We start from the raw sequence: 26,726 nt of genomic DNA on the forward strand, positions 1-26,726 counted from the left end.
TCGCTGATGATTCAACGATGTGCGGGAGGCTGTGTTCCCTGCCGGCAGGGAAAAAACTTTATCGGTCAGGTTCGGCTGCGGATGGCCTGACCGGCGGCCCAGCCCGAGGACCAGGCCCACTGGAAGTTGTAGCCGCCGAGCCAGCCGGTGACGTCGACCGCCTCGCCGATGATGTAGAGACCGGGGACATGGGAGGACATCATGGACTTGGAGGAGAGCCCGGCGGTGTCGATGCCGCCGAGGGTGACCTCGGCGGTGCGGTAGCCTTCGGAGCCTGTGGGCTTCAGGCGCCAGGTGCGCAGGGCGTCGGTGATCTCGGCCAGGCGGGCATCGGACTGGTCGGCGAGGTTGCCGGTGAGGGCCAGGTCGGGGGTGAGGTGCTCGACCAGCCGGGCGGGGAGGTGGCGGGCAAGCTCGGTGGTCAGGTTGCGCCGGCCCTCGCGCTGGCGCTGGTCGCGGAGGGTTTCGAAGAGGGTGCCCGTGGGGTCGAGGTCGAGGATGATTTCGTCGCCCTCGCGCCAGTAGGAGGAGATCTGCAGGATCGCGGGGCCGGAGAGGCCGCGATGGGTGAAGAGGATCGCCTCGTCGAAGGCGGTGCCGTTGCAGGTGGCGCGGCCGGGTGCCGAGGTGCCGGAGAGCGGGGCGAAGCGTTTGTCGGAGAAGGTGAGGGGCACGAGGGCGGGGCGGGTGTCGGTCACGTCGTGGCCGAACTGGCGGGCGATGTCGTAGGCCAGCCCGGTGGCGCCCATGGCCGGGATTGACTTGCCGCCGGTGGCGAGCACGAGGTTGCGTGCGCGGACGGAGACGCGCTGGCCTTCGCGGTCGAGGGCGACGCGGAAATCGGTGCCGTCATGGGAGACCCCGGCGACGGAGGTCTGCAGCCAGAGATCGGCGCCGGCCGCCGCAAGCTCGTCGCGCAGCATGGCGATGATCTGGGGCGATTTGCCGTCGCAGAAGAGCTGGCCCAGGGTCTTTTCGTGCCAGGCGATGCCGTGGCGCGCGACGAGGTCGAGGAAATCCCACTGGGTGTAGCGGGAGAGGGCGGATTTGCAGAAATGCGGGTTGGCGGAGAGGAAATTCTCGGGGCCGGCGTGGAGGTTGGTGAAATTGCAGCGGCCGCCGCCGGAGATGCGGATTTTCTCGCCGGGGTTTTTCGCGTGGTCGATCAGCAGGGTACCGGGGCCGGCGTGGGCCGCGCACATCATGCCGGCCGCGCCGGCGCCGAGGATCAGGGTTCCGACGTCCATTCCAGCCACCTGCCTGAACCGGTCGGAACCGTCAAGTATTTGATTTGTGTCGGATATCGTACAGTGATTTCCGCCGCGTCACGCCTTTGAGTTTGGAACACTGAACGCCTGCTGCCGTTCTCTATGCACAACGCAAGACAAAGGAGGCGTCACCATGAATATCCAGACACGACCTGACGCGCTGACAGCACAGGACGAATACCGCACCCGGGTGCCGGGCAAGGAAACCCTGATGCCGCGCAAGGATCCGGTCCTGTGGTCGGAGTGGACCGAGGATGCGCCGATCGCGAAGGACGAGGCGGAGCATTATGCCGAGAACGGCTTCCTGATCCGCCGCGACATGTTCGACGAAGACGAGCTGAAGGTGCTGACCGATACCGCGGACGAGCTGCGGAACGGCGGCGCGGGCATTCCCGACGACGACCTGATCCGCGAGCGCGACAGCGACGCGGTGCGGACGGTCTTTCGCCTCGATCGTCATTCCAAGGCATTCCGCCGACTGGCCTGCGACACGCGGCTGGCTGGAGTGGCCGAGTTCCTTCTGGGCGATCGGGTCTACCTTCACCAGTCGCGCCTGAACTACAAGCCGGGCTTTGCCGGCAAGGAGTTCTACTGGCACTCGGATTTCGAGACCTGGCACGCCGAGGACGGGATGCCCCGGATGCGGGCGGTGTCGGCCTCGGTTCTGCTGACGCCGAACGGGCCGCATAACGGGCCGCTTCTGCTGGTCCCGGGCTCGCAGGGTGTGTTTATCAGCTGCGTGGGCGAGACGCCGGAGGACAACCACGAGACCTCGCTCAAGGAGCAGAAGGTGGGCGTGCCGCAGCCGACCACGATCGAACGGCTGGCCCGTCAGGCCGGGGGCATCACCTCGGCGGAAGGGGCGACCGGCACGGTGATCTTCTTCGAGTGCAACACGTTGCACGGCTCGAACGGGAACATCACGCCCGATCCGCGCGCCAACGCGTTTTTCGTCTACAACGCGATGACGAACGCCCTGCGGGAACCCTATGCCGCCGGCAATGCGCGGCCGGATTTCCTTGCCAACCGCGAGGCGCCGGAGGCGATCAGCCCGGTTCAGGGCCGCCTGGACGGGTAAACGCAGCCCGGTGGGGGCGAGAATGCTTCCCACCGGGGCGATCTGCTGCTAGACTGTCCCGAGAGCCCCCGTTGAAAGAGGGGCCGGTTAAAGGCAGAGCGGCAGTGTCATGACGGAAATGGTCTATGGGGCCGTCCCGGTACGGGATGGCGACCCGGTACTTCCCAGGTGGTGGCGGACGATCGACAAGTGGTCGATGTCCTGCATCCTTATCCTCTTCAGCATCGGTATTCTTCTGGGGCTTGCGGCGTCGCCGCCGCTGGCCGAGAAGAACGGTTTTCAGCCCTTCCACTATGTCGAGCGGCAGGCGATCTTCGGGTTCGCCGCGCTGGTGGCGATGTTCGTGACCTCGATGATGACGCCGCAGCTTGTCCGGCGGTTGGCGGTGATCGGGTTCGTTCTGGCCTTTGTTGCGCTGGCGATGCTGCCGTTCTTCGGCACCGATTTCGGCAAGGGCGCGGTGCGCTGGTACTCGATCGGGTTCGGCAGTCTGCAGCCTTCCGAATTCCTCAAGCCCGGGTTCGTGGTGGTGGCCGCGTGGCTGATGGCCGCGAGCCAGGAGATCAACGGGCCGCCGGGCAAGAGCTGGTCCTTCCTGATCGCGCTGGTGATCGTCGCCTTCCTCGCCATGCAGCCCGATTTCGGGCAGGCCTGCCTCGTGCTCTTTGGCTGGGGGGTGATGTATTTCGTGGCCGGCGCGCCGATCGTGCTGCTGGTAGCGATGGCCGCCTGTGTCGTGGCGGTGGGCAGCTTCGCCTATTCCAACTCGGAACACTTCGCACGGCGGATCGACGGGTTCCTGAGCCCGGATGTCGACCCCAACACCCAGTTGGGCTTTGCCACCAATGCCATCCGCGAGGGCGGGTTCTTCGGCGTGGGCGTGGGCGAGGGCGAGGTGAAGTGGAGCCTGCCGGATGCGCATACCGACTTCATCATCGCGGTTGCCGCCGAGGAATACGGTCTGATCCTGGTTCTGTGCATCATCGCGCTTTACATGCTGATCGTCGTGCGCTCGCTGTCGCGGCTGATGCGGGAGCGTGATCCGTTCATCCGGCTGGCCGGGACCGGGCTGGTGGCGATGTTCGGCGTGCAGGCGATGATCAATATCGGCGTGGCGGTGCGGCTTCTGCCGGCGAAGGGCATGACGCTGCCCTTCGTGAGCTACGGCGGGTCGTCGCTGATTGCCGGCGGGATTGCCGTGGGAATGCTGTTCGCCTTCACGCGGAACCGGCCGCAGGGCGAGATCCGCGATATCCTGCGGGGCCGCGGGCGGTAGAAAGCCGGGTGGAAACGTGCGACAAGCACGTGCCCTAGGATGGAAAGGTCACTGGCAGTGAGTGAACGCAAGCCTTTACTGGTCATCGCGGCGGGCGGCACCGGCGGGCACATGTTCCCCGCGCAGGCGCTGGCGGAGGTGATGCTGCGCCGGGGCTGGCGGGTGAAGCTGTCGACGGATGCGCGCGGCGCGCGCTATGTCGGCGGATTTCCGCATTCGACCGAGATCGAGCAGGTGGCCAGTTCCACCTTTGCCCGGGGTGGTATCCTGAACAAGCTTTTGGTGCCGTTCCACGTGCTCGGCGGGGTGATCGGCGCGAGCCTGCGGATGATGCGCGACAAGCCCGACATCGTCGTGGGGTTCGGCGGGTATCCGACGATCCCGGCGCTGTCGGCGGCATGGCTGTTGCGGCTGCCGCGGATGATCCACGAGCAGAACGGGGTCCTGGGCCGGGTGAACCGGATCTTTTCGAAGAAGGTGGATGCCGTGGCCTGTGGCACGTGGCCGACCGAACTTCCCGAGGGGGTGGAGGGCGTGCATGTGGGCAACCCGGTGCGCGCCGCCGTGCTGGAACGCGAGGGGGCGGGGTATATTCCGCCGGGCGATTACCCGATGTCGGTGCTGGTGATCGGCGGAAGCCAAGGCGCACGGGCGCTGTCGGACGTGGTGCCGCCGGCGATCGCCAGCCTGCCGATGGAGCTTCTGCGGAACATCCGGGTCAGCCACCAGGCCCGCGAGGAGGATGGCGAGCGGGTGGCGAGTTTCTATGCCGAGCACGGGATCGACGCGGATGTCGAGCCGTTCTTCCGTGACGTGCCGCGCCGGATGAGCGAGGCGCAGCTTGTGATCAGCCGCGCCGGCGCCTCTTCGGTGGCCGATATCAGCATCATCGGGCGACCGTCGATCCTGATCCCGTATCCCTATGCCGCCGCCGATCACCAGAACGCCAATTCCCGCGGGCTGGCCGAGGCCGGGGCGGCGGTGGTGATCCCGGAATCGAAACTGGGGGTCGAGGTGCTGGCCGAGCAGATCGAGAGCATCCTGACCAACCCTGAAGGTGCATTGCAGATGGCAAACGCCGCGCTGAGCGTGGGCAAGCCCGACGCGCCGGGCGATCTGGCCGACATGGTCGCGGCGCTGGCCGAGAAAGGACGAAAGACATGAATGCAGCCACCAAGCTTCCCGGCGATGTCGGGCCGATCCATTTCGTGGGCATCGGCGGGATCGGGATGTCGGGCATCGCCGAGGTGCTTCTGAACCACGGCTACGTGGTGCAGGGCTCGGACCTGAAGAGTTCGAAGATCACCGAGCGGCTGACCGAGCTGGGCGCGATGGTGTTCGAGGGGCAGCGGGCCGAGAACCTCGAGGATGCCGAGGTGGTGGTGATCTCCTCGGCGATCAAGCCGGACAATCCGGAACTGAAGGAAGCGCGGCTGCGCGGGCTGCCGGTGGTGCGCCGGGCCGAGATGCTGGCCGAGCTGATGCGGCTGAAATCGAACGTGGCGGTGGGCGGCACCCATGGCAAGACGACGACCACGACGATGGTGGCCGCGCTGCTGGATCACGGCAAGTTCGACCCGACGGTGATCAATGGCGGGATCATCCACGCCTATGGCAGCAACGCCCGGGTGGGCGATGGCGAGTGGATGGTGGTCGAGGCCGACGAGAGCGACGGGACGTTCAACCGGCTGCCGGCGACCATTGCGATCGTCACCAATATCGACCCCGAGCACATGGATCACTGGGGCGATTTCGAGACGCTGCGGCAGGGGTTCTACGATTTCGTTTCCAACATCCCCTTCTACGGGCTGGCCGTGTGCTGTACCGATCATCCGGAGGTGCAGGCACTGGTGGGCCGGATCACCGACCGGCGCGTCGTGACCTTCGGGTTCAACGCGCAGGCCGACGTGCGGGCGGTGAACCTGAGATACGAGGCCGGCGTGGCGCATTTCGATATCGCGCTGCAGGGCGAGGGCGGGATGATCGAGGGCTGCACCCTGCCGATGCCGGGCGATCACAACGTGTCGAACGCGCTGTCGGCGGTGGCCGTGGCGCGGCACCTCGGCATGAAGCGCAGCGAGATCCGCGAGGCGCTGGCGAATTTCGGCGGGGTGAACCGGCGGTTCACGCGGGTGGGCGAGGTGGATGGCGTGGCCATCATCGACGATTACGGCCATCACCCGGTGGAGATTGCCGCCGTGCTGAAGGCGGCGCGGCAGGCCTGTTCGGGCCGCGTGATCGCGGTGCACCAGCCGCACCGCTATTCGCGGCTGTCGAGCCTGTTCGACGATTTCTGCGCCTGTTTCAACGATGCCGACGTGGTGGCGATTGCCGATGTCTATGCCGCGGGCGAGGACCCGATCGCGGGGGCCGGCCGCGACGACCTTGTGGCCGGGGTGATCCGGCACGGGCATCGGCATGCCCGCGCGATCCGGGACGAGGACGACCTCGAACGGCTGGTGCGGGAACAGGCGGGGCCGGGGGACATGGTGGTCTGCCTCGGCGCCGGGACGATCAGCGGCTGGGCCAACGGCCTGCCCGGCCGGTTGCAGCGGAAGGCGGGCTGATGGAGCGGGCGGCGTCGGACTGGTCGGAAATTCCGATCCGGAAAACCGGGGTTTTCCGGGGCCGCGAGACAGCCTGTGACCGGGCGGGACCCGGAATTTTGCAAAATTCCGGGGCGTTTTCTTCGAAGAAAACGGCGTGGGCTGCGGCGTTTTAGCATTTTCAGGGAGCGGGCGCATGACGATACCGGTGTTCCTGCTGGCCTGCCTCTGGGTCGTCGCGGCGGCGCTGGTGGCGATGCTGCCGATGCGCTGGCAGTTCGCGCCCGGGCTCGCGCTTTTGCTGGGGGCGCCGGTGCTGATCTGGTGCCTGGCGGTTGCGTATGGCTGGCCGGCCGCGCTTGTGGCCGTGCTGGCGGTGCTGTCGATGTTCCGCCGGCCATTGCAGTATTACGCGAGGCGGGCCCTGGGCCGAGGGACGGAGGCGGCGGAATGAACCTTTCGCTTCTGCTGGCCTGCGCCTGGGCGGTGGCCGCCAACCTTGCGGCGCTGATCCCGAGCCGGGACAACCACTGGCGCCTTGCCTATGTGCTGATTGCCGTGGGCATCCCGATCCTGGGCTACGTGACCTATCAGAACGGGCCGTGGTGGGGCGTGGCCGTGCTGGTGGCGGGGATGAGCATCCTGCGCTGGCCGGTGATCTATCTCGGCCGCTGGCTGCGGGATTTCGTGCGGTGAGCGGCACGATCTGGCTTGGCGACCTGCTGATCTGGTGCGGGGTGGCCGGGGTGGCGATGGTGCTGGGGTTCGTGTTCTTCTATCGCCATGCCGAGGCGAGCGACGGGGTCGAGCTGTTCCTGCACTGGCTGGCCGTGGCCGGGCTTGGGGCGCTGTTCTTCGGGATGGCGGTGCTGGGGCTTCTGCCGGGGGAGTTGTGGCCGGTGCTTTGGCTGGTCTTCCCGGCCGGTCTGGCGGGCTGTGCGCTTGGCGCTGTGACCGGGCTGATCCGCCATCGCTGACGGGTTCTTGCCAGCCGCGCCGGGCCGGGACTATGGTTCCAGATGGTTTATCTCCTGCCTCTGCTCTGTTTCGTCATCCCGCTGATCGCCGGCGCGGTTCTGGTGCGTGCGGGGCGGGGGGTTATCGTGGCGGTGCTGGTGCTTTTGCTGGCGGGGCTTCTGGGCTGGACGATCTGGCGGGGACAGCAGGCCACGGGCATGGACGGGCTCGGCTATGCGATCATGGCGATGCTGATGTGCGCGCCGGGGATCCTGGGGCTGCTGGTGGGCAGCGCCGTGGGCTGGTGGCAGCGGCGGAAGGGCCCGAGGGGCTGAACGCTTGGTCTGGTTCGTGATCCTTGGCAGTGCCGGGGTGCCCGGGCTGGTCTGCCTGTGGGCCGCGCGGCGCGGGGCGGGCCGGTGGGTGCTGGCGATGGCGGGGGCGTACCTCGCCCTGATCCTGTTGGGCCTGTCGCGGGCGGAGCAGGCGGACGGGCTGGCCTGGGGCATGGCCGGACTGCTGATCCTGGGGCCGGGGCTGATCGGGGCGCTGGTGGGCGGCGGGATCGGGTGGATCGTGCGAAGGCGGATGGCCGAGCGCTAGGGGCTTGCGGCGGCGGGCGCGGGCCAGTAGCAGGATCTCATGATGAATATGCCAGAGACCCGCGGGAAGCTGACCCCGGACCGCCCGCTGTCCGACCTGACATGGCTGCGCGTGGGCGGGCCGGCGGATTACCTGTTCCAGCCGGCGGATGTGGAGGATCTGGCGGCCTTTCTCAGGGCGCTCGACCCGGATGTGGCGGTGTTCCCGATGGGGGTGGGCAGCAACCTGATCGTGCGCGACGGGGGATTGCGGGCCGTGGTGATCCGGCTGGGCCGGGGGTTCAACGGGATCGAGGTGGAGGGCAACCGGGTGACCGCCGGGGCGGCCGCGCTTGATGCGCATGTGGCGCGGAAGGCGGCGGACGGGGGTGTTGACCTGACTTTCCTGCGGACCATTCCCGGCGCGATCGGTGGGGCCGTGCGGATGAATGCCGGCTGTTACGGCACCTATACGGCGGATGTGTTCGTGGAGGCCCAGGCCGTGACGCGGGCGGGGCAGGTGGTGACGCTGACCGCCGAGGACCTGAATTTCCGCTACCGGCAGACCGACCTGCCCGAGGGCTGGGTGATCACGCAAGCCACGTTCGAGGGGCCGGAAGGCGAGCCGGAGGAGCTGCACGAGCGGATGACCGCGCAGTTGCAGAAGCGCGACGAGACCCAGCCGACGAAGGACCGGACTGCCGGCTCGACCTTCCGCAACCCGGCGGGGTTTTCCAGCACGGGGCGGGCCGATGACGTGCATGACCTGAAGGCATGGAAGGTGATCGACGATGCCGGGATGCGCGGCGCGCGGCGCGGCGGGGCGCAGATGAGCGAGAAACATTCCAACTTCCTGATCAACACCGGGGAGGCCACGGCCGCCGATCTGGAAGGTTTGGGCGAGGAAGTGCGAAAAAAGGTTTTTCAATCCAGCGGAATAGAGTTACATTGGGAAATCATGAGGGTCGGCGAACCGGCCCCGGATAGCCAATAAGGCGGTTAAACGAAAAAGAGCCGAAGAACGGCTCGGGACATTGAGGCACCAAGGTGGGTATGTCGAGCAGGACACCCCCGAAAGTGGCGGTAATCATGGGCGGCCCGTCGGCCGAGCGAGAGGTTTCGCTGTCGACTGGGCGGGAATGCGCCGCCGCGTTGCGGGAAGCGGAATGTAACGTGATCGAGGTCGATGCCGGCCGCGATCTTTCCGACCGTCTGACCGAGATTGCCCCCGATGTCGTCTTCAACGCGCTGCATGGCCGGTGGGGCGAGGATGGCTGTGTGCAGGGGTTGCTGGAATGGCTGAAGATCCCCTATACGCATTCCGGCGTGCTGGCCTCGGCGCTGGCGATGGACAAGCAGAAGACCAAGGCCGCGTATGTTGCTGCCGGGTTGCCGGTGGTGGACAGCATCATCGCGCCCGCCGCAGAAGTGAAGGTGCGGCACGTGATGGAGCCGCCCTACGTGGTGAAGCCCAACAACGAAGGCTCGTCGGTGGGCGTGTACCTTGTGCGGGAGGCGGCGAACACGCCGCCGCAACTGTCGGATGACATGCCCGAGCAGGTGATGGTCGAGCAATACGTGGCCGGGCGGGAGCTTACCGCGTCGGTGATGGGCGACCGGGCGCTGACGGTGACGGATATCATCACCGAGGGCTGGTACGACTACCATGCCAAGTATGCCGAGGGCGGCTCGCGGCACGAGGTGCCGGCGCAGGTGCCGCAGGAGATTTTCGACGCCTGCATGGAGTATGCGCTGCGGGCGCATGAGGTGCTGGGCTGTCGCGGGCTGAGCCGGACGGATTTTCGCTGGGATGAAGGCAAGGGCCTCGAGGGGCTCGTGCTTTTGGAAACCAATACGCAGCCGGGCATGACGCCCACCTCGCTGTCGCCCGAGCAGGCGCAGAAGGTGGGGATCTCGTTTCCGGAGCTGTGCCGCTGGCTTGTGGAGGATGCGTCGTGCAACAGGTGACGACACGGAACGACCCGGCGCCGTCGCGGCTGACCTATCGTTTGCAGCGGCTGATGCTGACGCCGCTGTTCCGTATCCTGCTGCGGGTGGGGGTGCCGTTCTGCGTGACCTTCACGGTGGCGACGGTCTACCTGTCGGATGCCGGGCGGCAGGAGGCGATCCGCACCACGATTGCCGACCTGCGCAAGCAGATCGAGACGCGGCCGGAGTTCATGGTCAACGAGCTGACCGTCGAGGGCGCCAGCGCGGGGGTCGAGGACGATATCCGCGAGATCTTCCCCTTCGACCTGCCGGCGAGTTCCTTCGATATCGACCTCGAGCATGTGCGCAACATGATCGTCGGGCTGCCCGCGGTGGCGGAGGCAAGCGTGCGCGTGCGGCAGGGCGGGGTGCTGGTGGCGCAGGTAACCGAGCGCGAGCCGGTCGTTGTGTGGCGCACCTGGGACGGGCTGGGGCTGGTCGACAAGGACGGCTATGTGGTGTCGGAGATTGCCTCGCGGCTGGAGCGGGCCGACCTTCCGGTGATCGCCGGCAAGGGGGGCTCGAACGACGTGGGCGGCGCGCTGGCGATCCTGCAGGCGGCGGCGCCTTTGGGCGACCGGGTTAAGGGCCTCGTGCGGATGGGCGAGCGGCGGTGGGACGTGGTTCTCGACCGCGGGCAACGGATCCTGCTGCCAGATGAAAACCCGGTGCGGGCGCTGGAGCGGGTGATCGTGCTGGACGAGGTGCAGGACATGCTCGAGCGCGACTTGGTGGTCGTGGACATGCGGCTGGCCGAACGGCCGACAGTGAGAATGAACGACCACGCGGTCGAAGAGTGGTGGCGGGTAACCGAGATGATGGCAGGGACGGATAACTGATGATCGAGCTTTACGATTCCCAACGGGCAATGCGGAACATGCGCAAGGCGGCCATTCAGCGGGGCGTGGTCGCCGTGCTGGACGTGGGCACCTCGAAGATCGCCTGCCTCGTGCTGCGGTTCGACGGCACCGAGCGGCTGCAGGATCAGGACGGGATCGGCGCGATGGCCGGGCAGGCCGGGTTCCGGGTGATCGGGGCGGCGACGACACGATCGCGCGGGGTGCGTTTCGGCGAGATCGCCGCGATGCAGGAGACCGAGCGCGCCATCCGCACCGCGCTTCAGGCCGCGCAGAAGATGGCCAATATCCGGGTCGACCACGTGATCGCCTGTTTCTCGGGGGCGAACCCGCGGTCCTACGGTCTGGCGGGGCAGGTGGATCTCGAAACCAACACGGTGAGCGAGCAGGATATCAGCCGTGTGCTGTCGGCCTGCGACGTGCCGGATTACGGCGACGGGCGCGAGGTGCTGCATGCGCAGCCGGTGAACTTCGCGCTCGACCATCGTTCGGGCCTGTCGGACCCGCGCGGGCAGATGGGGCAATCGCTGTCCACGGACATGCACATGCTTACGGTGGATGCCGACGCCATCCAGAACCTGGCCCATTGCGTGAAACGGTGCGACCTGGAGCTGGCCGGTCTGGCGTCGTCCTCCTACGTGTCGGCCATCTCGGCGCTGGTCGAGGACGAGCAGGAGCTGGGCGCGGCGTGCATCGACCTTGGCGGCGGCAGCGCGGGCATCTCGATCTTCATGAAGAAGCACATGATCTATGCCGACAGCGTGCGGATCGGCGGCGAGCATGTGACCGGCGACATTTCCATGGGGCTTCAGGTGCCCAAGACGGTGGCCGAGCGGATCAAGACCTTCTATGGCGGCGCGGTCGCGACCGGCATGGATGACCGGGAAGTGATCGAGATCGGCGGCGAGACGGGCGACTGGGAACATGACCGGCGCAAGATTTCGCGGGCAGAGCTGATCGGGATCATGCGGCCGCGGATCGAGGAGATCCTCGAAGAGGTGCGCGCGCGGCTGGATGCGGCCGGGTTCAGCTACCTGCCGAGCCAGCAGATCGTGCTGACCGGCGGGGGCAGCCAGATCCCGGGTCTGGATGGGCTGGCGAGCCGTATCCTGGGCCAGCAGGTGCGGCTGGGACGGCCGCTTCGGGTGCACGGGCTGCCGCAGGCGGCGACGGGGCCGGGCTTTGCCAGCGCGGTGGGCATGTGCCTGTTCGCGGCGAATCCGCAGGACGAATGGTGGGACTTCGAGATCCCCGTCGATCGCTACCCGGCGCGGTCGCTGAAGCGGGCGGTGAAATGGTTCAAGGACAACTGGTAACCGCAATATGTGGCTGAATCGGCGAAATCCCGCGTTTCGAGCAAAGAAATCAGCCATATTTTGTGTTTTTCAGGTGTTTTTTGGGTGACGGAAAGCCCAAGCATCGTTAAGATCGGTGAAATATAGGCGGAAAAAGCCCGGCATACGGGCAAAACAGCAGGCGGACAGAGCTAATGACATTGAACCTCACGATGCCAGGTCAGGAAGAATTGAAACCCCGGATCACCGTGTTCGGCGTCGGCGGGGCAGGCGGCAACGCGGTCAACAACATGATCGAGAAGCGGCTCGAAGGGGTCGATTTCGTCGTCGCCAACACGGATGCGCAGGCGCTGAGCCAGTCGAACGCCGAGAACCGCATCCAGCTGGGCGTGAAGGTGACCGAGGGGCTGGGCGCCGGTGCCAAGGCCTCGATCGGGGCGGCCGCCGCCGAGGAGAATATCGAACAGATCGTCGACCACCTGGCCGGCGCGCATATGTGCTTCATTACCGCCGGCATGGGCGGGGGCACCGGCACCGGGGCCGCGCCGATCATCGCGCAGGCCGCCCGCGAGCTGGGCGTGCTGACCGTGGGCGTCGTGACCAAGCCGTTCCAGTTCGAGGGCGGCAAGCGGATGAAGCAGGCCGAGGACGGCGTTGACGCGCTGCAGAAGGTCGTCGATACGCTGATCATCATTCCCAACCAGAACCTGTTCCGGCTGGCCAACGAGAAGACGACCTTCACCGAGGCGTTCTCGATGGCCGACGACGTTCTGTATCAGGGTGTGAAGGGCGTGACCGATCTGATGGTGCGGCCGGGCCTGATCAACCTCGACTTCGCCGACGTTCGCGCGGTGATGGATGAGATGGGCAAGGCGATGATGGGCACCGGCGAGGACGATGGCGAAGATCGCGCCATCCAGGCCGCCGAGAAGGCGATTGCCAACCCGCTGCTGGACGAGATCAGCCTGCAGGGTGCGAAGGGCGTTCTGATCAATATCACCGGCGGGCACGACCTGACCCTGTTCGAGCTGGACGAGGCGGCGAACCGCATCCGCGAGGAAGTGGATGCCGATGCCAATATCATCGTGGGCTCGACGCTGGACCCGGCGATGGAAGGCATGATGCGGGTGAGCGTCGTCGCCACCGGGATCGACGCCAGCAACGTGCACACCGATATCCCGGTGCCGCGCCGTTCGCTGGCCGAGCCGCTGAAGCCGGCGCGTGAGCACGTGGCCGAGCCCGAGGCGCCTGTCGAGGAGATGCCGCAGGTGGCGGCAAGGTCGGAACAGCCTGCCGCGGCCGCGCGGATCGAGGCCGAGCCGAGCCTGTTCAACGGTTTTGACGCGCAGAGCGCCGCGGCCGAGGATCAGTACGAGGATATCTTCGGCTCGGACGAGGACGTGGCGACCGACGATGACGGTCTGCCGGCCCCGGCCTATCAGCCCGCACCGGAGCCCGAGGCGCCCGTCGCCGCCGAGGAAGAGGACATGCGCGAGAGCTACGTGGCCCCGCGCGGCCCGTCGCTGGGCGAGCCGTCGCCGGACGCGATGGCACGCCTGCAGGCCGCTGTCGGCCGCAGCCCGGCCCAGCAACCGCGGGCGGCGGAGCCGGCCCCGCGCGAAGCGGCGGCCAGCGGCGAGAAATCGCGCTTCGGGATCAACTCCCTCATCAACCGGATGACCGGCAGCGGCAGCGAAGCCGCGCAGGGCGGGGCACGCCCGGCCCGGCAGCAGCCGCCGGTTCATTCCCGCCAGGCGCCGCAGGAAGATGCCTACGAGGACGAGGACGACCAGATCGAGATTCCCGCTTTCCTGCGCCGCCAGGCGAACTGAACAAGCAAAAAATGACAGGGGAAAAGGGCCGTTTTCGACGGCCCTTTTTCTTTGTTTCCAGGGTGTTGGGCGTAAGGGTGATTCGGGTAGGCGGATTGTTGCCAAGTCCATTTCCGGCATGTTTCAGGACGTTGCAAAGATTGAGTTGTTAAACGCCCGGCCCGTAATTAGACAATTTTGTAACACGAACTGCCCGAACCCGATCGAGGTCTACCTTGCAGAATACGATCAAAACCGCTGTCTCCTTTTCCGGCGTTGGCCTGCATTCCGGCCAGCCGGCACGGGTTACGATCCGTCCGGCCGGCCCGGATTGCGGGATCGTGTTCCGGCGGACCGATTGCGCGCTCGGGCAGAACGACATTCCCGCCCTGTGGGATCACGTGCTGCAATCGCCGCTCTGCACCCGCCTGGTCAACCGCCACGGTGTCGAGATTTCGACCGTCGAGCATGTCATGGCGGCGATGGTGGGCTGTGGCATCCACAACGCGCAGGTCGAGGTGGCGGGGCCGGAAGTGCCGATCATGGACGGCAGCGCCTCGGTCTTCGTGCGCGGCATCCTGTCCAAGGGGATCCGCCCGTCGCATGCGCCGGTGAAGGCGATCCGCATCCGCAAGCCGGTCGATGTGCGCCGCGGCGACGCGATGGCGCGGCTGGTGCCGCACGAGACGCTGCTGATCGAGTTCAGCATCGATTTCGAAGACGCGGCGATCGGCAGCCAGAAGAAGACGCTCAACATGTCGAACGGCAGCTTCGTGCGGGAGCTGGCCACCAGCCGGACGTTCTGCCGCCAGGCGGATGTGGACGCGATGCTGGCCAACGGGCTGGCGCAGGGCGGCAACCCCGGCGTCAACGCCGTGGTGTTCGACGGCGACCGGGTGATCTGCCCCGGCGGCCTGCGCCATTCCGACGAGCCGGTGCGGCACAAGATGCTGGACGCGCTTGGCGACCTGGGCCTTGCCGGCCTGCCGATCCTTGGCCACTACCAGGGTGACCGGGCGGGCCACGCGCTGACCAACGACCTGCTGCGCGCGCTTTTCGCCGATCCGGAAGCCTTTGAAGTGATGGAGTGCGATGCCGAAACGGCCGCCCGCCTGCCGGGCGCCGGTGTGCATCCGCGGGAAATTCCCGAGGTCGCCTGAATAGGCGGCAAGGAAAGGCGCCAAAGTGATTTTGCATCACGGATTTATGTGCTAGGACCAAACCCGATCGCCGGATTTGGTCCGGCCAATTTTTGCAACTGGGTGAGTTCTGACATCATGACATCGGCGAAGTTTCGTACCGGTCTGGCGGGGATTCTGGTGGCAGGTCTGGCGCTGTCCGGCTGTGGGGGCGCAGACAGCGTCGAGCGGGGCGATGCGAATTACGAGAACTTCACCGCCCAGCAGATCTTCGAGCGCGGCGAATACGACCTTGCGCGGAACAACCCGGAACTGGCGGCGAGCGTCTTCGGCGAGGTGGAGCGGCTTTACCCCTATTCGGAATGGGCCAAGCGCGCGGTGATCATGCAGGCCTATGCCTATCACGAGGCCAAGGATTACGAGAACAGCCGGTCTGCGGCGCAGCGCTACGTCGATTTCTACCCGACCGACGAGGATGCGGCCTATGCGCATTACCTTCTGGCGCTGAGCTATTACGACCAGATCGACGAGGTCGGGCGCGACCAGGGCCTGACCTTCCAGGCGCTGCAATCGTTGCGCGAGGTGATCGAACGCTATCCCGACAGCGAATATGCCAAGTCGGCCGTGCTGAAATTCGACCTGGCCTTCGACCATCTTGCGTCGAAGGAGATGGAGGTGGGCCGCTATTACCTCAAGCGCAGCCATTTCACCGCCGCGATCAACCGGTTCCGCGTGGTGGTCGAGGATTTCCAGACGACGACCCACACCGCCGAGGCGCTGCACCGGCTGGTCGAGGCATACCTGTCGCTGGGCCTGACCGACGAGGCGCGCACCGCCGGTGCCATCCTTGGCTACAACTTCCGTGGCACCGAGTGGTACGAGGACAGCTACAAGCTGTTGACCGGGCGGGGCCTGACGCTGGAAGCGGTGGGCGACAACTGGCTGCGGCAGGTGTACCGCCAGATGATCCAGGGGCGTTGGCTGTAGAACAGGGTGGGGAGACCCACCCGTCTGACGGGTTGGCCTGATGCTGCGCGCACTAGATATCCGCGACATCCTTATCATCGACCACCTCGAGCTGGAGTTCCGGCCGGGGCTGAACGTGCTGACCGGAGAAACCGGGGCCGGCAAGTCGATCCTGCTTGATTCCCTCGGCTTCGTGCTGGGCTGGCGCGGGCGGGCCGAGCTGGTGCGGCAGGGGGCCGAGCAGGGCGAGGTGATGGCCGAGTTCGATCTGGCGCCGGGGCATCCGGCGCGGGCGGTTCTGTCCGAGGCCGGTTTGCCGGAGGACGACACGCTGCTGCTGCGGCGGGTAAATACGCGGGACGGGCGCAAGACGGCCTATGTCAACGACCGGCGCTGTTCGGGCGAGGTTCTGCGGCAATTGTCGGACACGCTGGTGGAGTTGCACGGGCAGCAGGATGACCGGGGGTTGCTGAACCCGCGGGGGCATCGGGCGTTGCTTGACGAGTATGGCGGGCTGGAGGGCCGGCGCGCGGCCGTGCGGCAGGCGTGGCGCGAGATGCGCGAGGCGCGCGGGGCGCTGGAGGAGGCCGAGGCGGCGCTGGAGAAGGCGCGGGCGGACGAGGATTTCCTGCGCCACGCGGTGGCCGAGCTGGACAAGCTGGCGCCGGAGGCAGGGGAGGAAGAGGAGCTCGACCGCCGCCGCCGGATGATGCAGGCGGCGGAGCGGATTCGCGAGGACGTGGCGAAGGCGCAGGCGGCACTGGGCAACGAGGGCGCCGAAGGGGCGGCGGGCGATGCGCTGCGCTGGCTGGAAGGTGTTTCCGACAGTGCCGAGGGCGAGTTGGACGAGCCGATGGCGGCGATCGGCCGGGCGATGGTGGAGCTGGACGAGGCGGCCTCGGGTGTGGGGCGGTTCCTCGAGGCGCTGAGTTTCAACCCGGTGGAGCTGGAAGAGGCCGAGGAGCGGCTTTTCGCGATCCGGGCGCTGGCGCGGAAGCACGGGGTGTTGGCGGATGATCTGGCGGGGTTTGCGGAGGACCTGCGCAGCCGTTTGAGCGCGGTGGAGCAGGGGGATGCGGATATCGCGGCGTTGCGGAGTGCGGTGGCGACGGCCGAGGACGCGTATGGCAAGGCGGCGGAGGCGTTGAGCGCGGCGCGGCGAGACGCGGCGGGACGGCTCGATACGGCGATGGGCAACGAGCTGGCGCCGCTGAAGATGGAGCGGGCGGCCTTCGAGACGAAGGTCGAACCGGCCGAGGCGGGGCCGGACGGGCAGGACGCGGTGACCTTCACGGTCGCCACCAACCCCGGCGCGCCGGCGGGGCCACTCAACAAGATCGCCTCGGGCGGGGAGCTGAGCCGGTTTCTTCTGGCGCTCAAGGTCTGCCTGACCGGGGAAGACAGCTCGGTGACGATGATTTTCGACGAGATCGACCGCGGCGTCGGCGGGGCGACGGCGGATGCCGTCGGCCGGCGGTTGGCCCGGCTGGCGGAACAGGGACAGGTGCTGGTGGTGACCCATTCGCCGCAGGTGGCCGCCCGCGCCGCGCATCACTGGCAGGTGGCCAAGCGCGTGGAGGGCGAGCAGACGCTGTCGACCGTGGCGCCGCTGGCGGGGCCCGCGCGGGTGGACGAGATTGCCCGGATGCTGTCGGGCGACACGGTCACGGCCGAGGCGCGCGCGGCGGCCGAGGCGCTGATGGCGGGGTAGGCGATGGGCCGGGCCGTATCCGCCGGGGCGGTTTACTTTCTTGTGGTTTTCGCGGCGGGGTTTGCTCTTGGGACGTTCCGGGTGCTGGTTCTGCTGCCGCGCGTCGGAGAGCTGACGGCGGTGCTGCTGGAATTGCCGGTGATTCTGGCGGTCTCGTGGGTCTGCGCGGGGTGGCTTGTGGGCCGGTTTCGGGTTCCCGGCAGGGTGGCGGACCGGATGGTGATGGGCGGCGTGGGATTCGGGCTGCTGATGGTGGCAGAGTGGACGCTGGCGGTCTTGGCGTTCGACCGCCCGTTGGCCGCGCAACTCGCTCATTACGTGACGTTGCCCGGTGCCATCGGGCTGGCCGGGCAGGTGGCGTTCGGGGTGATGCCGGTCTTGCGCCGCTAGGCGTCAGGGCCGGGCGAGGTGGCGCTTGAAGTAGGCGATCATCTTGGCGCGGCTGTCTTTCTCGGCCGCGGCGTTGTTGCCGACGAGATGGCCCTGGAAACGCTGTTCGGGGATCTGCAGGTCAAAGCTGTGGGCGGCGCCGGGGTAGACGTGGACGTCATATTCAGCCCCCTCGGCGGTGATCGTGGTGCAGTCGTCGGGCGGCACCCAGTCATCGGCGTCGCCGCCGAAGACGATGAGCGGCGTGGTCAGGCGGGCCGTCATTCCCAGCCGGTTGAAGGCGCCGCACCACGGGTAGAAGGCCGCCAGCGCGCGGAACTCCCGCGTGTCGCGCTGTGACAGGCGGATGGTGACGCTGCCGCCGTTTGACTGGCCCATGGCGAAGATATTGGCGCTGTCGATTTCCGGGCGGGTTTCGAGATACGCCTTTGCATCGCGGGCGTCCTGCATCCGGTAGCGGCGGGCATCGCCGAGGCGCTTGTAGGTTTCGCACACATGATCGCCGCCGATGCCCCTTGGGCCGAAGCTGTCGAGGATGAGGGCGGCGAAGCCCGCGGCGGTGAGCGCCTCTGCATGGAGATCGAGCGCCTCGGCCACCGAGGGCTGAAGCCCGCCGCAGCCATGCATCAGGATGACGGCGGGGTGGGGGCCGGGGCCATCGGGCAGGTGCAGGCTGGCCTCGAGCGTGACGGGGGTGCCCTCGTGGCTGGTCTCGGCAGGGAAGGTAACGGTTTCGGCCCAAGCCGGGGTGGCAAGGCAGGTCAGCAGGGCGAGGAGGCGCAGCATGGGGCGGGCTCAGTTGCGGGGCGGCACGAGCTTGCCGGGGTTCATGATGTTGTCGGGGTCGAGCGCCGCCTTGATCGCGCCCATGACCGGCCAGGCGCCGCCATGCTCGCGTTCCATGTAACCCAGCTTGCCGATGCCGATGCCGTGCTCGCCGGTCGAGGTGCCGCCGAGCGAGAGGGCGAGGTCGACCAGCCGCTTGGAGGCCTCCAGCACGCGCTGTTTCTCGTCGGAATCGTCGGGATCGAAGAGCAGGATGGCGTGGAAGTTGCCGTCACCCACATGGCCGAGGATCGGCCCCTGCACGTCATGCGCCTTAAGGTCGGCGCGGCAGGTCTCGACCGCCTTGGCCAGCCGCGAGATCGGCACGCAGACATCAGTGACCACGGCGCGGCAGCCGGGGCGGGCGGCGATGATGGCGTGATAGGCGTTGTGCCGCATGGTCCAGAGCGCGTTGCGGTCTTCCGGCTTCGTGGCCCAGTCGAAGCCGGAACCGCCATGTTCCTCCGCGATGGCGCCGAAGGTTTCGGCCTGTTCGGCGACGCCCGCGTCGGAGCCGTGGAATTCGAGCAGCAGGTGCGGTTTTTCCGGCAGGGACATGCCGGAATAGGCGTTCACGGCCTTCACGCTGTCGATATCGACCAGCTCGATCCGGGCGACGGGCAGGCCCATCTGGATCGTGTCCATGACGCAGTTGACCGCCTGCGCGACCTCGGGGAAGGCGCAGACGGCCGAGGAGATGGCCTCGGGCGTGCCTTGCAGGCGCAGGGTGAGTTCGGTGATCAGGCCCAGCGTGCCCTCGGAGCCCACGAAGAGCCCGGTCAGATCGTAGCCCGCCGAGCTTTTGCGGGCGGCGCTTCCGGTGCGGATGACCTCGCCGGTGGCGGTGACCACTTCGAGCGCCATGACGTTGTCGCGCATCGTGCCGTAGCGGACCGCCGTGGTGCCGCTGGCGCGTGTCGAGGCCATGCCGCCCAGCGAGGCGTTGGCGCCGGGATCGACGGGGAAGAAGAGGCCGGTGGCGCGCAATTCCTCGTTCAGTTCCTGGCGGGTTACGCCGGGCTGGACGCGCACGTGCATGTCTTCAGGCGACACTTCGAGGACCTTGTTCATGCGGGAGAAATCGACCGTCACGCCGCCTTCGAACGCCTGGGCTTGGCCTTCCAGCGAGGTGCCGGTGCCCCAGCCGATCACCGGGCAGCGATGTTCGGCGCAGATCCTGAGGATGCCCGCCACTTCCTCGGTGGTTTCGGGATAGGCCACGGCATCGGGGAGCGTGAGGGGAAAGTAGGTCTCCGATTCGCCGTGCTGGGCCAGTTCACCCTTGGAGCATGTCAGCCGTTGTCCTAATAAGGTGGAAAACGCGCCGATCGCAGCCTGGATAGTCATGCAAAACCCTCTCTCCCGTTCACGTGCCAAACCTAGTCGAAGCGGCACCTGGGGGAAAGCGGGGGCGCACCGGGAATTGCCGGTGGCATGACACAATCGTCGCGGCATTTCCTGGGTGGCAAGTTCAACGCGGCGGTGCGGGCGGCACGGAATGGCTGGCGGGTGTTGCTGGACCGGGGGCCGAGCCAGTTCCAGTTCTGGCTGATCGCGCTGGCGATCGGGATCGCCGCGGGGTTCGCGGCGCTGCTGTTCCGGCGCGGGATCGACAATCTGCAAAGCTGGGCCTACAGCGCCGAGGGCATGGCCTATGTCCATAGCGCCGCCGCGGCGTTGCCATGGTACTGGGTGATGGTGGTGCCGATCCTTGGCGGGCTGGTGGTGGGGGTCATCCTGCACCGGTTCACCCCGGACGGGCGGGTAAGGTCGGTCTCGGACGTGATCGAGGGTGCAGCGCTGCAGGAAGGCCGGGTCGAGGGGCGCGAGGGGCTGGCCTCGGCCGCGGCGTCGATCATCACGCTGGGCACCGGCGGGTCGAGCGGGCGGGAAGGGCCGGTGGTGCACCTTGCGGGCGTGATTTCGTCCTGGGTGAGCAACCGGATCAACGCCGATGGGGTGACCGGGCGCGACCTCTTGGGCTGTGCCGTGGCGGCGGCGGTGTCGGCTTCGTTCAACGCGCCGATTGCCGGGGCACTGTTCGCGCTGGAGGTGGTGCTCAGGCATTTCGCGCTGCATGCCTTTGCGCCCATCGTCATCGCCTCGGTGGCGGGCACGGTGATCAATCGGCTGGAATTCGGCGACGTGACGGAGTTCACCCTGCCGGTGGCCAGCGCGCTCGAATTCTACGTGGAACTGCCCGCCTTCCTGATCCTTGGGCTGGTCTGCGGGCTGGTGGCGACGGCGCTGATGCATGCGATCCTGTTTGCCGAGGACATGGCGAATTTCGTGCAGATGCGCACACGGATGCCGCGCTGGCTGCGGCCCGCGGTGTCGGGGGCGCTGCTGGGGCTTCTGGCGATCTGGTTTCCGCATATCATCGGCGTGGGCTACGAGACGACGTCGCTGGCGCTGACCGGGCAGCTGGTGCTGCACGAGGCGATGGTCTTTGCCGTGCTGAAGGTGGTTGCGGTGGCGATCACGCTGGGCGGGCGGATGGGCGGCGGCGTGTTTTCGCCCTCGCTGATGGTGGGGGCGCTGACCGGGCTGAGCTTCGGGCTGATCGCGACAGGGCTGTTTCCGGAGGTGTCGGGCTCATCGACGATCTACGCGCTGGCCGGCATGGGGGCGGTGGCCGCCGCCGTGCTGGGCGCGCCGATCTCGACCACGCTGATCGTGTTCGAGCTGACCGGCGACTGGCAGACCGGGCTGGCGGTGATGGTGGCGGTGTCGATGTCGACGGCGCTTGGCTCGAACCTGGTGAAGCGGTCGTTCTTCCTGACCCAGCTCGAGCGGCGCGGGGTGCAGGTGGCGGCCGGGCCGCAGGCCTATTTGCTGTCGATGTACATGGTGTCGAACGTGATGCGGCCCAAGGGTGCCGAGAAGGCCGCGCCGGAAGAGCGGTGTTGGGAGCTGATCGGCGAGGGGGTCTATGTCGATGGCGGCGCGACGCTGGAGGCGGCGATGGCGGTGTTCGAGCGGACGGCGGTGCCCTTCGTGCCGGTGGTGACGCTGACCAAGGAGGGCGAGCCGCCCGAACTGCTGGGCGCGCTCTTCCATGTCGATGCGCTCAAGACCTATAACCGTGCGCTGGCGGCGGTGTCGCGGGAGGAGCACAGCTAGGCACCGCCCGCTCTGCCATCAGATGCGTTCGACGGTCACGTTCTCGTTGGCATAGAAGGCGATGTGGCCCTTGATGCGCTCGACATCCGGTTTCGGATCGTCGTAGCTCCATGCCGCGTTCTGGAGCGTCTGGCTTTTCGTGACGATGGAATAGTAGCTGGCATCGCCCTTGTGGGGACAGTGGGTCGTGTGGTCGGTCTCGTCGAGGAAGGCCATGGCGATGTCGCCCTGCGGAAAGTAGATGATGTCGGGGTGGCCGTCCTCGGTGAGCACCAGGGCGTTCTTGCTTTCCACGAGGATGGCGCCGCCCGCGCGCACGGTCCATGTGCCTTCGGCCTTGCGGATTCTGATCGTCGTCATGGTTCTTGTCCCTCCCCGGTCTGCGTCATGTCTTCCTGTGTCTTACACCGATTTGCCGCCCCCGTGTGACACCAATGTGTCACAGGGGCGCGGTTGCCGCCTCGAGCCAGTCGCGCGCGGGCCCGGTCAGGCGCGGGCCGATCTTCTCGAGGCATTGTGCGTGGTAGGCGTTCAGCCAGTCTTTCTCGGCCTCGGTCAGCATGTCGGTCTCGATCAGGCGCCGGTCGATGGGCACGAAGCTGATCGTCTCGAAGCACAGCTTGCCGGTCTGGTCCCCGCCGGGCAGGGGCTCGGCCTCGGTCACCACGACGAGGTTCTCGATGCGGATGCCGAAGGCGCCTTCGCGGTAATAGCCCGGTTCGTTCGAGACGATCATGCCCGGTTCCAGTGCCACCTCGCCGGCGCGTGACAGGCGCTGCGGGCCCTCGTGCACGCAGAGGTGGACGCCGACGCCGTGGCCTGTGCCGTGAGCGTAATCCTGGTCGGCCAGCCACAGCGGGTAGCGGGCCAGCACGTCGAGGTCGCGCCCCGCCAACCCCTTTGGCCAGCGTACGCGGCTCATGGCGATCATGCCTTGCAGCACGCGGGTGAAGGCCGCGCGTTCGTCGGGCCCGGGCGTGCCCATGGGCAGGGTGCGGGTGATGTCGGTGGTGCCATCGATATATTGTCCGCCGCCGTCGAGCACCAGAAGGTCGCCATCTTCCAGCGTGCGGTTGGTTTTTTCCGTCACCCGGTAATGCGCCAGCGCGCCGTGGGGGCCGGAGCCGGCGATGGTGTCGAAACTGATGTCGAGCAACTCGTTGGTGGCGCGGCGCTCGACCTCGAGCTTGGTGGCCACGTCGATCTCGGTGATGGTGCCGGGGGGCTGGTCGTCGTACCAGGCGAGGAACTGGCAGAGCGCCGCGCCGTCGCGGATATGGGCGGTGCGGGTGGCGGCGATCTCGGCCTGGGTCTTGCGCGCCTTAGGCAGGATGCTGGGATCGTCGCCCCAGACCAGCGGCACGCCGGCCTCTTCCAGTTGCTTGGCGACCCAGAGCGGCACGCTGGAGCGGTCGAGCCGGACAGGCCCGGTCAGGCTGTTGAGGCCGGGGCCGAAGGCGTTGGCGGGGCGGATCAGCACCTCGTCGCCCAGATGCGCGCGGACCTCGTCGTCGAGCTTTTCGGCATCGACGTAGAGCGTGAGCTGGCCGGTGTCGTGGAGTACGGCAAAGGCGTGCGGGACCGGGTTGCGGGGGATGTCGCTGCCACGGATGTTGAGCAGCCAGGCGATGGAATCGGGCAGGGTAAGCACGGCGGCTTCCTGTCCCGCGTCCTTCAGCCCGGCGGCGAGGCGGGCGCGTTTCTCGCCCTGGGTCTCGCCTGCCAGCTCTTCAGGGTAGACGCGGATGGCGCCTTGCGGCGGGGCAGGACGGTCGGGCCAGATGCGGTCGATCAGGTTGTCGCAGGGGCGCAGGCGGATGTCGCTGCCCGCCAGCCCCTTTTCGAGCGCGTCGATCTGTTCGGGGGTGTAGAGCCACGCATCGAAGCCGACCTCGCCGCTGTCGAGGTTGTCCCTGAGCCACCGGGCCGGCTTGACCTCGGGCCAGTCGACCGGGGTGAAATGCGCAGTGTCCACCTGTGTCTTGACCTGCGCCCGGTAGCGCCCGTCGACGAAGACGCCCGCCTTATCGGCGAGGGCGATGCAGAACCCCGCCGAGCCGGTGAAGCCCGTCAGCCATGCCAGCCGGTCGTCGCAGGGGGCCACGTATTCGCCCTGATGCGCGTCGGCGCGGGGGACGAGGAATCCGGCCAGCCCTTCGGCCGCCATCGCCTCGCGTAGCGCGGCCAGGCGGGGCGGGCCCTGTTCCGGGCTGGCAGTGTCTTGGAAGGTCTGGAACATGGCGGGCCCCCGGAAATTCGTTCAGCCACACATTGCTAGGGGAGGGGCGGGGCAAGATCAATGCGGTAATCCGGGGCCGCCACGGCGCGCGTATGGAAAGGTGCGGGATATGAGTATTTCAGGAAAGATGAAGCCCGGGCACCGTGCCAGGCTTCATCTTGCCCCAAATATTCCCGCCGGAGGCATCCAACCGTGAGGCCGGGCACCGTCAGCTGGCCTTCTTGATCCCCATCACGCGAGCCCGCGCGCGCGGGTCGCTGTCGAAGAGCGCGGCGAGCTGTTCGGTCATGGCGCCGGCCAGTTGGTCGGCGTCGGTGATGGTGACCGCGCGGTCGTAATAGCGGGTTACGTCGTGGCCGATGCCGATGGCCAGCAGTTCGACCTGCTTGCGCTTCTCGACCATGGCGATCACGTCGCGCAGGTGCTTTTCGAGGTAGTTGGCCGGGTTGACCGACAGGGTGCTGTCATCGACCGGCGCGCCATCGGAGATCACCATCAGGATCTTGCGCTGTTCGCGGCGGTTGACGATGCGGCGGTGGGCCCATTCGAGCGCCTCGCCGTCGATATTCTCTTTCAGCAGCCCTTCCTTCATCATCAGCCCGAGATTGTTCCGGGTCCGGCGCATGGGGGCGTCGGCGGATTTGTAGATGATGTGGCGCAGGTCGTTTAGGCGGCCGGGCAGTTGCGGGCGTCCTTCGTTGAGCCAGGTCTCGCGCGATTGCCCGCCTTTCCAGGCGCGGGTGGTGAAGCCGAGGATTTCCACTTTCACCTGGCACCGCTCCAGCGTTTTCGACAGCACGTCGGCGCAGATCGCCGCGATCGAGATCGGGCGGCCGCGCATCGAGCCGGAATTGTCGAGAAGGAGCGTCACGACGGTATCGCGGAACTCCATGTCCTTCTCGACCTTGAAGGAAAGCGGCGTGGTCGGGTTCGCCACCACGCGCGCCAGCCGCCCGGCATCGAGGATGCCTTCCTCGCGGTCGAATTCCCACGAGCGGTTCTGCTGGGCCTGAAGCCGGCGCTGCAGCTTGTTGGCGAGCCGCGACACCGCGCCCTTGAGCGGTTCGAGCTGCTGGTCGAGATAGGCGCGCAGGCGTTCCAGCTCGACGGGTTCGGCCAGCTCTTCGGCGGCGATTTCCTCGTCGTAATTGGTGGAATAGACGGCATAGGCCGGGTCGGCCTCGGAGATCGGTTGCGGCGCCGGGGGCTCGAGGGGCGCTTCGCCCTCGGGCATCTCGGTCTCGTCGCCCATCTCCTCGTCGGCCATGTCGTCCATGCTGACCTGGGCCTGGGCGTCGTCCTGCTGTTCTTCCTGGCTTTGCTCCGGATCGGCGTCGGCCTGTTCCTCGTCGCTTTCGTCCTGGCCGGCGCTGTCGGGCTGATCCTCTTCCTGCGCCTCCTGATCGGACTCGTCCTGATCGTCGTCGGGCGCGTCGGGGTCATCGCCCAGCTGGTCGCCATAGCCCAGGTCCTTGATGATCTGTCGGGCGAAGCGGGCGAATTCGGCCTGGTCGGAGAGCTTGGCCTGCAAATCCTCTAGCGTGCCGCCGGCGTGATCCTCGATGAAGCCCTGCCAGAGCTGCATGACGTTGTCGGCGGCCCTCGGCAGGGTGCGGCCGGTGGCGAGGTGACGGATGAGGTAGCCCGCCGCGACGGGCAGGGGGGCCTCGGAGGGGTCCTTGATCTGGTCATAGCCGCGGCGCAGGGCCTCGGCGCCGATCTTGGCGTCGATATTGCCGGCAGTGCCGGGCATGTGGCGGGCGCCCATCGCCTCGCACCGGGCGGATTCCATGGCGTCGTAGAGCTCGCGCGCCATTTCGCCCGGCGGGGTGTAGCGGGCCGAGACGCCGGCGTCGTGATACTTGTGGCGCAGCGCCAGCGCATCGGCGGTGCCGCGGGCCTGCAGCACCTCGTCTTTCGACATGCGGCGGCTGATCTGGGGCAGGCGCATCGCCTCGCCCGTCAGGCCGGCGGGATCGACCGAGTAGGTGACCGACAGGTCGGGATTGTCGGCGAGCACCTTTGTCGCCTCGGCCAGCGCCTTCTTGAAGGGATCGGCAGGGTTGTCGGACTGAGCCATTGGGCGCGCCTTACGCATCGTGTTCGTGATCAGGGGCAACCTAGTGGGATTGCACCGGATTGACCAGTGGGGGCGATGCGATTCCGGGGGCTTACAGGATCATCCGGGTGCAGGTGTCGATCCGGCGGGCCATGTCGGCGCGGGCACGGGCGGCGCGGGTGTCATCCTCGCCATATTCGGCGTGGCGCAGGAGAAGGGCGATCTCGGTCCAGCCATAGGCGCGCCAGCGCTTGGGATCGCCCGGGTCGACGCCGGCCCCGGTGACATGGGGGAGGAGCGCGTCGAGCATGTCCTCGAAGCCCAGTTGTTTCTGCCGCGTGTCGATGGACCGGGGGTCGTGGGTGGCGCCCTGCCGCGTGGCGAGCGCCTGAAGCCGGCCGGCGCATGTGGCGAAGGCCTGGGCCTGTTCCATCGGGGAAAGCGTGCCCGCATCGGCGGAGGAGATGCCTGTCACTGCCAGAAACGCCACCACCGCCGGGGTGATCGTTTTGTGCCTCATGTGACGAGGGTATGAAAATGTATATACTGTGTCAATACGGTAGATATACACGCATTGTATCATTCGGCACGCTTGCGTGAACAAAAAAACTGATCC

26 protein-coding genes are annotated in these 26,726 nt (G+C 67.2%); 19 read left to right on the forward strand and 7 right to left on the reverse strand.

Annotated features, from left to right (window positions below):
- Positions 1-65: 65 nt before the first annotated feature.
- On the reverse strand, positions 66-1,247 hold the full coding sequence (locus RLN94_RS15655; RefSeq protein ID WP_350080927.1) for a BaiN/RdsA family NAD(P)/FAD-dependent oxidoreductase: 1,182 nt from the start codon (positions 1,245-1,247) through the stop codon (positions 66-68).
- Positions 1,248-1,401: 154 nt separating this feature from the next.
- Here RLN94_RS15655 and thpD point away from each other — a divergent pair, with 154 nt between their 5' ends.
- The 18 genes from thpD (at position 1,402) to RLN94_RS15745 (ending at position 17,864) form a co-directional block, all read left to right on the forward strand.
- On the forward strand, positions 1,402-2,346 hold the full coding sequence (gene thpD, locus RLN94_RS15660) for an ectoine hydroxylase (protein WP_350080925.1): 945 nt from the start codon (positions 1,402-1,404) through the stop codon (positions 2,344-2,346).
- Between the two features lie 109 nt (positions 2,347-2,455).
- A complete protein-coding gene (gene ftsW / locus RLN94_RS15665; protein ID WP_350080923.1) occupies positions 2,456-3,622 on the forward strand; it encodes a putative lipid II flippase FtsW in 1,167 nt (388 codons plus the stop codon).
- A gap of 57 nt (positions 3,623-3,679) precedes the next feature.
- A complete protein-coding gene (locus RLN94_RS15670) occupies positions 3,680-4,786 on the forward strand; it encodes a UDP-N-acetylglucosamine--N-acetylmuramyl-(pentapeptide) pyrophosphoryl-undecaprenol N-acetylglucosamine transferase (RefSeq protein WP_433962438.1) in 1,107 nt (368 codons plus the stop codon).
- Positions 4,783-6,189 (forward strand): UDP-N-acetylmuramate--L-alanine ligase, encoded by a 1,407-nt coding sequence (murC, locus tag RLN94_RS15675; protein ID WP_350080919.1) that lies wholly within the window; start codon positions 4,783-4,785, stop codon positions 6,187-6,189. The genes RLN94_RS15670 and murC overlap by 4 nt, the downstream gene beginning before the upstream one ends.
- Before the next feature lie 175 nt (positions 6,190-6,364).
- On the forward strand, positions 6,365-6,622 hold the full coding sequence (locus RLN94_RS15680) for a DUF2484 family protein (RefSeq protein ID WP_350080917.1): 258 nt from the start codon (positions 6,365-6,367) through the stop codon (positions 6,620-6,622).
- Positions 6,619-6,864: a DUF2484 family protein gene (locus RLN94_RS15685; RefSeq protein ID WP_350080915.1), complete on the forward strand. Its 246-nt coding sequence runs from the start codon at positions 6,619-6,621 to the stop codon at positions 6,862-6,864. Before RLN94_RS15680 ends, RLN94_RS15685 begins: the two co-directional genes overlap by 4 nt.
- The gene (locus RLN94_RS15690) at positions 6,861-7,145 is read left to right on the forward strand and encodes a hypothetical protein (protein WP_350080913.1); all 285 of its coding nucleotides are present in this window, start codon (positions 6,861-6,863) and stop codon (positions 7,143-7,145) included. The genes RLN94_RS15685 and RLN94_RS15690 overlap by 4 nt, the downstream gene beginning before the upstream one ends.
- A gap of 42 nt (positions 7,146-7,187) precedes the next feature.
- Positions 7,188-7,460, forward strand: a complete 273-nt coding sequence (locus RLN94_RS15695; protein ID WP_350080910.1) for a hypothetical protein — start codon at positions 7,188-7,190, stop codon at positions 7,458-7,460.
- A gap of 4 nt (positions 7,461-7,464) precedes the next feature.
- Positions 7,465-7,728 carry a hypothetical protein gene (locus RLN94_RS15700; RefSeq protein WP_350080908.1) on the forward strand — a complete coding sequence of 88 codons (264 nt, stop codon included), beginning with the start codon at positions 7,465-7,467 and terminating at the stop codon, positions 7,726-7,728.
- 42 nt (positions 7,729-7,770) lie between these two features.
- Positions 7,771-8,700, forward strand: a complete 930-nt coding sequence (murB, locus tag RLN94_RS15705; RefSeq protein WP_502949468.1) for a UDP-N-acetylmuramate dehydrogenase — start codon at positions 7,771-7,773, stop codon at positions 8,698-8,700.
- A gap of 59 nt (positions 8,701-8,759) precedes the next feature.
- A complete protein-coding gene (locus RLN94_RS15710) occupies positions 8,760-9,674 on the forward strand; it encodes a D-alanine--D-alanine ligase (RefSeq protein ID WP_350080904.1) in 915 nt (304 codons plus the stop codon).
- The gene (locus RLN94_RS15715) at positions 9,662-10,534 is read left to right on the forward strand and encodes a cell division protein FtsQ/DivIB (RefSeq protein ID WP_350169231.1); all 873 of its coding nucleotides are present in this window, start codon (positions 9,662-9,664) and stop codon (positions 10,532-10,534) included. The genes RLN94_RS15710 and RLN94_RS15715 overlap by 13 nt, the downstream gene beginning before the upstream one ends.
- Positions 10,534-11,868, forward strand: coding sequence for a cell division protein FtsA (gene ftsA, locus RLN94_RS15720; RefSeq protein ID WP_350080900.1), 1,335 nt, complete (start codon positions 10,534-10,536; stop codon positions 11,866-11,868). The genes RLN94_RS15715 and ftsA overlap by 1 nt, the downstream gene beginning before the upstream one ends.
- 173 nt (positions 11,869-12,041) lie before the next feature.
- Complete coding sequence (gene ftsZ, locus RLN94_RS15725) at positions 12,042-13,679, forward strand: cell division protein FtsZ (RefSeq protein ID WP_350158642.1); 1,638 nt, start codon at positions 12,042-12,044, stop codon at positions 13,677-13,679.
- Between the two features lie 215 nt (positions 13,680-13,894).
- Positions 13,895-14,818: a UDP-3-O-acyl-N-acetylglucosamine deacetylase gene (gene lpxC / locus RLN94_RS15730; RefSeq protein ID WP_350129829.1), complete on the forward strand. Its 924-nt coding sequence runs from the start codon at positions 13,895-13,897 to the stop codon at positions 14,816-14,818.
- 117 nt (positions 14,819-14,935) lie between these two features.
- Positions 14,936-15,784 (forward strand): outer membrane protein assembly factor BamD, encoded by an 849-nt coding sequence (locus tag RLN94_RS15735; protein ID WP_350129826.1) that lies wholly within the window; start codon positions 14,936-14,938, stop codon positions 15,782-15,784.
- A gap of 40 nt (positions 15,785-15,824) precedes the next feature.
- A complete protein-coding gene (gene recN, locus RLN94_RS15740) occupies positions 15,825-17,474 on the forward strand; it encodes a DNA repair protein RecN (RefSeq protein ID WP_350129823.1) in 1,650 nt (549 codons plus the stop codon).
- An 81-nt stretch (positions 17,475-17,555) separates the two neighbouring features.
- On the forward strand, positions 17,556-17,864 hold the full coding sequence (locus tag RLN94_RS15745; RefSeq protein ID WP_350129820.1) for a hypothetical protein: 309 nt from the start codon (positions 17,556-17,558) through the stop codon (positions 17,862-17,864).
- A gap of 3 nt (positions 17,865-17,867) precedes the next feature.
- Here RLN94_RS15745 and RLN94_RS15750 read toward each other — a convergent pair whose 3' ends face one another.
- Entirely contained in the window at positions 17,868-18,650 is a 783-nt protein-coding gene (locus tag RLN94_RS15750; protein ID WP_350129817.1) for a dienelactone hydrolase family protein, read from the reverse strand.
- A 9-nt stretch (positions 18,651-18,659) separates the two neighbouring features.
- Positions 18,660-20,036 (reverse strand): FAD-binding oxidoreductase, encoded by a 1,377-nt coding sequence (locus RLN94_RS15755; protein WP_350129813.1) that lies wholly within the window; start codon positions 20,034-20,036, stop codon positions 18,660-18,662.
- Between the two features lie 87 nt (positions 20,037-20,123).
- Between RLN94_RS15755 and RLN94_RS15760 the strand changes: the two genes are divergently transcribed.
- Positions 20,124-21,812 (forward strand): chloride channel protein, encoded by a 1,689-nt coding sequence (locus RLN94_RS15760; RefSeq protein ID WP_350129810.1) that lies wholly within the window; start codon positions 20,124-20,126, stop codon positions 21,810-21,812.
- Between the two features lie 18 nt (positions 21,813-21,830).
- Here RLN94_RS15760 and RLN94_RS15765 read toward each other — a convergent pair whose 3' ends face one another.
- The 4 genes from RLN94_RS15765 to RLN94_RS15780 all read right to left on the reverse strand — a co-directional run bounded on the left by RLN94_RS15765 (position 21,831) and on the right by RLN94_RS15780 (position 26,630).
- A complete protein-coding gene (locus RLN94_RS15765) occupies positions 21,831-22,172 on the reverse strand; it encodes a DUF427 domain-containing protein (protein ID WP_350129807.1) in 342 nt (113 codons plus the stop codon).
- Positions 22,173-22,251: 79 nt separating this feature from the next.
- A complete protein-coding gene (locus RLN94_RS15770; protein WP_350129804.1) occupies positions 22,252-24,051 on the reverse strand; it encodes an aminopeptidase P family protein in 1,800 nt (599 codons plus the stop codon).
- A gap of 208 nt (positions 24,052-24,259) precedes the next feature.
- Complete coding sequence (gene cobT, locus RLN94_RS15775; RefSeq protein ID WP_350129801.1) at positions 24,260-26,131, reverse strand: cobaltochelatase subunit CobT; 1,872 nt, start codon at positions 26,129-26,131, stop codon at positions 24,260-24,262.
- Positions 26,132-26,222: 91 nt separating this feature from the next.
- Positions 26,223-26,630: a hypothetical protein gene (locus RLN94_RS15780; RefSeq protein WP_350129798.1), complete on the reverse strand. Its 408-nt coding sequence runs from the start codon at positions 26,628-26,630 to the stop codon at positions 26,223-26,225.
- Positions 26,631-26,726 lie beyond the last annotated feature (96 nt).

This window comes from Roseovarius sp., assembly GCF_040223625.1.
In the GTDB taxonomy this organism is placed as follows: Bacteria; Pseudomonadota; Alphaproteobacteria; order Rhodobacterales; family Rhodobacteraceae; genus Roseovarius.